The sequence below is a fragment of the Flavobacterium sp. ACAM 123 genome, from assembly GCF_000264055.1.
GTDB lineage: Bacteria > Bacteroidota > Bacteroidia > Flavobacteriales > Flavobacteriaceae > Flavobacterium.
In genome coordinates this window covers 1-8909 of sequence record NZ_AJXL01000128.1, presented here as the reverse complement: position 1 = coordinate 8909, position 8909 = coordinate 1, and the positions used below count along the sequence as shown (strand labels likewise).

At 35.8% G+C, this 8909-nt stretch carries 5 protein-coding genes; 2 read left to right on the top strand and 3 right to left on the bottom strand.

The window, feature by feature from the left end; genetic code table 11:
- Positions 1-32 precede the first annotated feature (32 nt).
- The 3 genes from A3SG_RS0116225 to A3SG_RS0116215 form a co-directional block, all read right to left on the bottom strand.
- A complete protein-coding gene (locus A3SG_RS0116225) occupies positions 33-2297 on the bottom strand; it encodes an aconitate hydratase (protein ID WP_016991058.1) in 2265 nt (754 codons plus the stop codon).
- 281 nt (positions 2298-2578) lie between these two features.
- Positions 2579-3532 carry an AAA family ATPase gene (locus tag A3SG_RS0116220; RefSeq protein WP_016991057.1) on the bottom strand — a complete coding sequence of 318 codons (954 nt, stop codon included), beginning with the start codon at positions 3530-3532 and terminating at the stop codon, positions 2579-2581.
- A 99-nt stretch (positions 3533-3631) separates the two neighbouring features.
- Complete coding sequence (locus A3SG_RS0116215; protein ID WP_016991056.1) at positions 3632-5050, bottom strand: peptidylprolyl isomerase; 1419 nt, start codon at positions 5048-5050, stop codon at positions 3632-3634.
- A 699-nt stretch (positions 5051-5749) separates the two neighbouring features.
- Between A3SG_RS0116215 and A3SG_RS0116210 the strand changes: the two genes are divergently transcribed.
- Complete coding sequence (locus A3SG_RS0116210) at positions 5750-7195, top strand: alpha-amylase (RefSeq protein WP_016991055.1); 1446 nt, start codon at positions 5750-5752, stop codon at positions 7193-7195.
- 102 nt (positions 7196-7297) lie between these two features.
- Positions 7298-8887 carry a peptide chain release factor 3 gene (locus A3SG_RS0116205; RefSeq protein ID WP_016991054.1) on the top strand — a complete coding sequence of 530 codons (1590 nt, stop codon included), beginning with the start codon at positions 7298-7300 and terminating at the stop codon, positions 8885-8887.
- The last annotated feature ends 22 nt before the right edge of the window (positions 8888-8909 follow it).

The window sequence follows — 8909 nt, the reverse complement described above, 5'->3', positions numbered from 1 at the left end:
AGAGCGTTTTTTATATAATTATAAACTTATACTTACGCTTTTCCCGCAGCAATTAAATTTAATGCTGAACCAGCTACGAACCAACCAATTTGCCCTTCGTTATAGGTATGGTTTGCCATGATGATATCTTTGCTTCCATCCTCATGAGCAAATTCTAGCGTTAATGGTTTTCCCGGAGCGAAACCTACTAAATCAGTAAAGTTAATGGTATCGTTCTCCTGGATTTTATCATAATCAGCTTCAGTAACAAATGTCAATCCTAACAATCCTTGTTTTTTAAGGTTTGTTTCGTGAATACGAGCAAATGATTTCACTAATACCGCTTTCACGCCAAGGAAACGAGGCTCCATAGCAGCATGCTCACGTGAAGATCCTTCACCATAGTTATGATCCCCTACAACAATTGAAGGCACACCCGCCGCTTTATAAGCACGAGCCACTACAGGAACGGCATCATATCCTCCTGTTAATTGATTTTTAACTGAATTTGTTTTTTGGTTGTATGCATTGATAGCACCAATCAACATGTTATTTGATATATTATCTAAATGTCCACGGAAACGCAACCAAGGTCCTGCCATAGAAATGTGATCAGTAGTACATTTCCCAAATGCTTTGATAAGCAATTTAGCGCCAGTAATATTTTTTCCATCCCATGGAGCAAACGGAGCCAATAATTGCAAACGTTCTGAAGTTTCACTAACAGACACTTGAATACCTGAACCATCAGCTGCAGGAGCTTGAAATCCTGCATCCTCAGCATCGAAGCCGTCTTTAGGTAACTCATCACCTGTTGGCGCATCCAGCATCACTTCTTCACCATCCTCATTAATTAACGTATCTGTCAATGGATTGAATCCTAAATCACCTGCAATTGCCATAGCGGTTACCAATTCTGGCGAACCTACGAAAGCCAATGTATTTGGATTTCCATCAGCACGTTTGGAGAAATTACGGTTGAAAGAGTGAACAATCGTGTTACGTTCTTCTTTATCAGCACCTTCTCTATCCCACATTCCGATACATGGCCCACAGGCATTTGCGAAAACTGTCGCTCCCATTTTATCGAAAATATCGATAAATCCATCACGTTCTATTGTATAACGAACTACTTCAGATCCTGGAGTAATCGTGAACTCAGACTTTATTTTTAATTTTTTATCTGTAACTTGTTTGGCTAATGAAGCCGCACGAGCAATATCTTCATAAGAAGAGTTGGTACAAGAACCAATCAAACCTACTTCGATTTTCAAAGGCCAGTTATTTTTTATAGCTGTTTCTTTCATTTTAGAAATTGGCGTAGCCAAATCTGGTGTAAAAGGTCCGTTTAAATGTGGCTCTAAATCTGAAAGATTGATTTCAATAACTTGGTCAAAATACTTTTCTGGATTAGCATATACTTCAGGATCCCCTGTTAAGTAATCTGCAACTTTATCTGCAGCATCTGCTACATCCGTTCTGTTAGTAGAACGCAAGTAACGCCCCATTGAATCATCGTAACCAAAAGTAGAAGTCGTAGCACCAATCTCAGCTCCCATGTTACAAATTGTACCTTTTCCTGTACAAGACATAGAAGTAGCACCCTCACCAAAGTATTCAACAATAGCGCCAGTTCCACCTTTTACGGTAAGAATACCAGCTACTTTCAGAATTACATCTTTTGGAGCTGTCCATCCTGACAATTTACCGGTTAATTTAACACCAATAAGTTTTGGGAATTTTAATTCCCATGCCATCCCTGACATTACATCCACAGCATCTGCACCACCAACACCTATCGCTACCATTCCTAATCCACCTGCATTTACCGTATGTGAATCAGTACCAATCATCATTCCTCCAGGAAACGCATAATTCTCAAGGACTACCTGATGAATGATTCCAGCTCCCGGTTTCCAAAAACCAATACCGTATTTATTAGATACTGACGAAAGAAAATCAAAAACTTCATTGCTTTGTGTTTTTGCTCTAGCCAAATCAGTTACAGCATCAACCTTAGCTTGGATCAAGTGATCACAATGAACCGTTGTAGGAACAGCTACCTTAGCTTTCCCGGCATGCATAAATTGCAGTAAAGCCATTTGAGCAGTTGCATCTTGACAAGCAACTCTGTCCGGAGAAAAATCAACATAATCAGTTCCTCTTGCAAAAACTTTAGATGGCACCCCATCCCAAAGGTGATTGTATAAAATTTTCTCTGTCAAAGTAAGCGGGTGCCCAACAATTTCGCGTGCTTTATCAACGCGAGTAGTCATGTTGTCATACACTTTTTTAATCATTTCAATATCAAAAGCCATAATATGTAGGTGTTTTTTTTTTGTTTATTTGTAATGCAAATTTAAGTATTAAAGATGAGATTTAAAAATATTTAATAAAAGACCCCTTTTGAAAAACTATTATTGTAAAATAATAGTTTTTCATAGGCATAATCGATAAAAAATTAAAAAATTAACATATTAATGATTAATCGATAATTATCATATGATTAGGCTATCCAAAATTTTACAATATCACTCTATTAATCTAAGCGAACGGTTAAACTTAATTAGGAATGCTCCTTCACTACTACAGAAACGATTTAAATTAACTTTGCGATGATCATCTCCTCAGTGATTCCTTCGGCATCCGCTTTATAATTTTTAATAATTCGATGACGCAAAATTCCAGTTGCTACCGCTTTCACATCCTCAATATCAGGTGAAAAATTCCCGTTGAAAGCAGCATGCGCTTTAGCGGCTACTATTAAATTTTGCGAAGCTCTTGGTCCTGCTCCCCAATCCAAATAGCTTTTAACAAACTCATTAGACAATGGATTATCCGGACGTGTTTTACTAACTAAGGTCACCGCATATTCAACAACGTTGTCTGCAACGGGAATTCTTCGAATCAATTGCTGAAAATCTATAATTTCTTGCGCTGTAAATAGCGGATTAATAGTATTTATTTCATCTGAAGTGGTACGCTTCACTACCTGAACTTCTTCTTCAAACGAGGGGTATTCAAGCTTGATAGCAAACATAAAACGATCTAACTGCGCCTCAGGTAAAGAATAAGTTCCTTCCTGTTCAATAGGGTTTTGGGTTGCCAAAACAAAGTACGGTAGGTCTAACTTATAGTTTTCACCGGCAATGGTAACGGACCGTTCTTGCATCGCTTCCAGCAAAGCTGCTTGGGTTTTTGGTGGCGTTCTGTTTATTTCATCTGCCAGAATAATATTCGAAAAAACAGGCCCTTTTAAAAATTTAAATTGACGGTTCTCATCTAAGATTTCACTTCCTAAAATATCTGAAGGCATTAAATCCGGAGTAAACTGGATTCTCTTAAAATTAAGTCCCAATGCCTGAGCAAGGGTATTCACCATTAAGGTTTTAGCTAATCCCGGAACTCCTACAAGAAGCGCATGTCCTCCTGAAAAAATACAAAGTAAAACTTGATCGACCACCGCATCCTGACCTACTATAATTTTCGCGATTTCGCTTTTTAATTCATTTCGTTTCTGAACTAAATTATGTATTGCTGCTACGTCAGACATTTTCAAAAGGGATTTAAATTAAAAAAGAGTTAACTCTATGATTTCATAAAGCTAACTCTTTTTATTTATTTTAAAAAAATATAAAAATTAATTTTTAACCTAATTATTTGTAAGTACACAATCTCTATATTCGACAAGAATTTTAACATAGGTATTTTTAATTGTTTCATCAAACCATTTTCCTATTGCCTTAATTTGCTTTTCTTTTAAGGCTAATTCTTTAATTTTAATATAGTCCGTGGCATAATCAGCAATGTGCTCATTGATTCTATTTGTAACTGTAACCAGTTTATAACTTTTCTTTCCGTTTTCATCCGTATCTAATATAGGCTGAGAAATGGCATCATCTTTCAAGCTTGAGACTTGACTGTAAAGACTTGGATCCATTTTTGTCAATTCAAAACGGGTATCTTGTGTTTTTGGATTGATTAAAGATCCTCCATTTGCCCTGGTTTCTTTTTGATCAGATTCTGTTCTGGCAGCTTCTGCAAAAGTGATTTTCTTATCGATAACTTTATCTCTGATCAAATTGATTTTGTCTTTTGCAGCATTCTGAGCCTCTTCTGACACTGAAGGAGTCAACAATATATGACGCAATTCGATTTCTTGTCCTTTGATTTTTTCAATATAAATAATATGGAAACCAAAATCAGTTTCGAAAGGTTCAGATATCTCCCCTTGCTGAAGACTAAAAGCAACATCTTTAAATTCTTTTACAAAAGGTGTTTTCCTGTTCATTTTATAATACCCTCCATTTGAACTTGACCCTGGGTCTTTGGAATATAAAACAGCTTTAGTGGCAAAACTAGAGCCTTCTTCTACTTCTTTTTTAAATCCATTTAATTTGTCAATCACTTTTTGTTTCTCGGCATCTGAAACTTTCGGAGTAATCACAATTTGCGCGACTTCCATCTCTGCTCCAAAAAGTGGTAAATCCTCTTTTGGTATTGATTTGAAAAAATTACGAACTTCCTCCGGTGTAATTTCCACTTCTTCAACAATTTTCTTTTGCATTTCTGAGGAAAGCTTGTTCTCCTTCAAAATATCGAAGAAATAGCTTCTAAATTCTTCTTCCGTGTTTTTCTTGTAATACTTTATCACCTTTTCCATAGAACCAATTTGACCTACCATGTAGCTCAATCGCTCGTCCATCATTCCCTTTACTTCAGCATCCGTTACTTTAACACTGTCCTGAATCGCTTGGTGCGCATACAATTTATCCTCGAGTAGTTTTCCCAACATTTGACACCTGGTAATATCTTTTACGGAATTACCCTGACTTGACAATTCCAAATAAGATTTATCTATATCTGAGTCCAAAATAATAAAATCCCCTACCGTAGCGATAATACCGTCGATTTTTTGCCTTTGATTGGTTTGGATTTTCTTAACAGGAGCGACGACAGTATCCCTAATAATTTCTTGCGCTCTGGTGATGGTACTTGAAAACAGTAACACAAAAAAGATAAGTGCAATTCTACTATTTATGGACTTCATTTGTATATTTTTTAATGGCATTATATCTATTTTATATTTTATTAAAGTATTCTAATTTTTATTGATCCAAATTCCTTTTTTAAAGACCACACGACTCGTAGCCAAATGTACATTTTAACTCTCAAGAAATAAAAATGGTCTTGCAACGAATTTCCCAAAGTAAAAACGAACAAAAATAACAATTCAATTACATATTCCAAGTTTCCACACTACTATTAACAAAAAATTATAGCCCATTTAATCATTCTGAAACTCATTTAATTCCCAATTCACATCTACCCAAATTTACAGGTTTTATTTACTCAATTACTACTCTAATTGATTAGGCCCTGCAACAAATCCATAGCGGCAGGAAGCAGCTCCATCGATATTCTGACAGAATTCTTTATCCCTTAACTATTACAATCTCAAATCAGAAATAAATAAAACAACAAAAATACAAACAGCTCAACTCTAATTAAATATAATTACTTATCAACACTACAACGTTTTCGCTACTATGTTGAAAAGTTAAAAAGTCATTTCCCCTAAAATTTCACATATATTAGCTGCAAACCAACCGTATTATTCGTAAAATAACTAAACAAATAAAATCAATATCATAAAATAATACAATCTCTGATAGTGAATATCTTCATTATTCGCTTTTTATATTAATACCATTTGATCCTTACTAAGAAAAATAATACCCAATATACTTATTAACTAACCTACAAAATTATGAAAAAACCAAATTTAAAAATTGCAGCATTAGCCACATTGGCTATGTTCGTTTACTCTTGTAACTCAAATGATGAATTACAAGGGCCAACGGCAGAAATTAAAGCGTTGAGCAAAGTCATTGATGTCACTCACCATGATGGTCATCCGTTTAGTACTGGAAAATCCATGACAACTTCAACTACAGGGAAATATGTAGCTAACCCTGGCGGTGGCGTAATGATGCAAGCTTTTTACTGGGATGTGCCAGCTGGTGGGAACTGGTGGAATACAGTAAGTACAAAAGTAACAGCATGGTCGAATGCCGGTATTGGTTCTATTTGGCTTCCTCCAGTATCTAAAGCACAAAACGGCCCGTTTTCTATGGGCTATGACCCTACCGACTATTTTGATTTTGGAAATTACAATCAAAATGGAACTATAGAAACTCGTTTTGGTTCTAAAACTGAATTGGTAAGTTTAATTACAAAAGCACATACGGAAAACCTACAAGTGTATGCTGACATCGTTCTTAATCACAATAGTGGTGGACAGTTAGAAAACAATCCTTTCACAGGAACCCAAACGTATACTGATTTCACTGGCGTTGCTTCTGGAAAATTCCCAAGAACAAGTGCTGACTTTTATAAAAACGCCTATGGTACTAGTGACGAAGGTATTTTTGGAGGATTTCCTGACTTAGCACACGTGACACCAAATGTGCAAAATTGGCTATGGCTTAGAACAGACGGTGTGGGTAAATATTACAAAAACACTATGAAATTTGACGGCTGGCGATTTGACTACGTTAAAGGTTTTGGACCTTGGGTAGTTAAAGATTGGAATACTAACGTCGGCGGATTTTCAGTTGGCGAATACTGGGACGCCAACGTAAACACGTTGGAATGGTGGGCAAACAGCGCTAACAGCTCCGTATTTGACTTTGCATGTTACTACAAAATGAATGATGCCTTTGACGGCAACAACCTTAATCTGCTGAATGACGACATGATGTGGAAAAGAAATCCCTACAAAGCTGTTACTTTTGTCACGAACCATGATACAGATGAAATATATAATAAGGAATTAGCTTATGCCTATATTTTGACTCATGAAGGCTATCCAACACTCTTTTACAAAGATTACGAAGAATTGCTGGACAGAACAAAAATGAATAACTTGATTTGGATTCACAATCAAAAAGCGACAGGAACAACTTCTATTTTATATACTGATAATGACGAGTACATCGCCCGAAGAAATGGCTATAACGGAAACCCAGGCTTAGTAGTTTATATTAATAACTCCTCTTCATGGCAAGAAAGATGGGTTCCAACCAATTGGACCAATGCACAAATAAAGGACTTTACAGGTAATTCTACATGGATTCCAACAACACAGAGTGATAAATGGGTAAAGATACAATGTCCTCCAAACGGTTATTCTGTTTGGTCCATTAATATGTAATATCAAAATATTTCCAATATAAATGGGGCTATTCTAAAAGACAGCCTCATTTTTTTTATTCACATTTATAAATAGTACTTTTACAGACTATTTAAATTATACATGAGCTTTTTAAAAGAAATACACAGAAGAAGAACTTTTGGGATTATATCGCATCCCGATGCAGGTAAAACAACGCTTACAGAAAAACTCCTCCTTTTTGGTGGTGCCATTCAAGAAGCTGGTGCTGTTAAAAACAATAAAATTAAAAAAGGTGCCACGAGTGATTTCATGGAAATTGAACGTCAGAGAGGAATTTCTGTTTCAACCTCCGTTTTAGCATTTAATTACAAAGAGAAAAAAATAAATATACTTGATACGCCAGGGCATAAAGATTTTGCCGAAGATACCTTCAGAACTTTAACGGCTGTGGATAGTGTCATCGTGGTAATTGACGTTGCAAAAGGTGTTGAGGAACAAACAGAGAAATTAGTCGCAGTATGTAGATTACGTAAAATTCCTATAATCGTCTTCATTAATAAAATGGACCGTGAAGGGAAAGATGCTTTTGACTTAATGGACGAAGTGGAACAAAAATTAGGACTAACGGTTACCCCTTTAAGTTTCCCTATAGGAATGGGGTATGATTTCCAAGGAATATACAATTTATGGGAGCAAAACATTAACTTGTTTAGTGGAGACAATCGTAAAAACATTGAAGAAACGATAGCTTTTTCAGATGTACAAAATCCAGAATTAGAAAAAATTATCGGGCAAAAACCTGCCGATACTTTACGCGAAGAATTGGAGTTGATAGATGAAGTTTACCCAAAATTTGATCGACAAGATTATCTGGATGGAAAATTACAACCGGTCTTTTTTGGTTCTGCATTAAATAACTTTGGAGTTCGTGAACTTTTGGATTGTTTCGTAGAAATCGCGCCATCGCCCCGACCGAAAGAATCGGAAACGAGATTAGTTGACCCTAAAGAAGAAAAAATGTCTGGATTTGTTTTTAAAATCCACGCCAATATGGATCCGAAACACAGAGACAGATTAGCATTTATAAAAATTGTATCCGGTACTTTTGAAAGAAACAAACCGTATTATCACGTACGGCTAAAAAAGAACCTAAAATTCTCGAGCCCAAATGCTTTTTTTGCAGAAAAAAAGGAAATAGTCGATATCTCTTACCCTGGTGATATTGTAGGCTTGCATGATACAGGAAATTTTAAAATTGGAGATACTTTGACCGAAGGAGAAATCATGAGTTTCAAAGGTATTCCAAGTTTCTCTCCAGAACATTTTAGATACATCAATAATGCTGACCCAATGAAAGCAAAACAGCTTGACAAAGGGATTGACCAGTTGATGGATGAAGGAGTAGCGCAGCTATTTACCCTTGAAATGAATAATAGGAAAATTATTGGAACGGTGGGTGCACTTCAGTATGAAGTAATTCAATACCGTTTAGAACATGAATATGGAGCTAAATGTACCTATGAGAATTTCCCAGTGCATAAAGCGTGTTGGGTAAAACCAGAAGATGCAAAGAATGATGAATTTAAAGAATTCAAACGAATTAAGCAAAAGTTCTTGGCAAAAGACAAATACGGCCAGCTCGTTTTTCTAGCTGATTCCGATTTCACGATTCAAATGACAAAAAACAAATATCAAAGTGTAAAACTATATTTCACCTCTGAATTTGAATAGTATTTTTCAAATTTACTAGTGT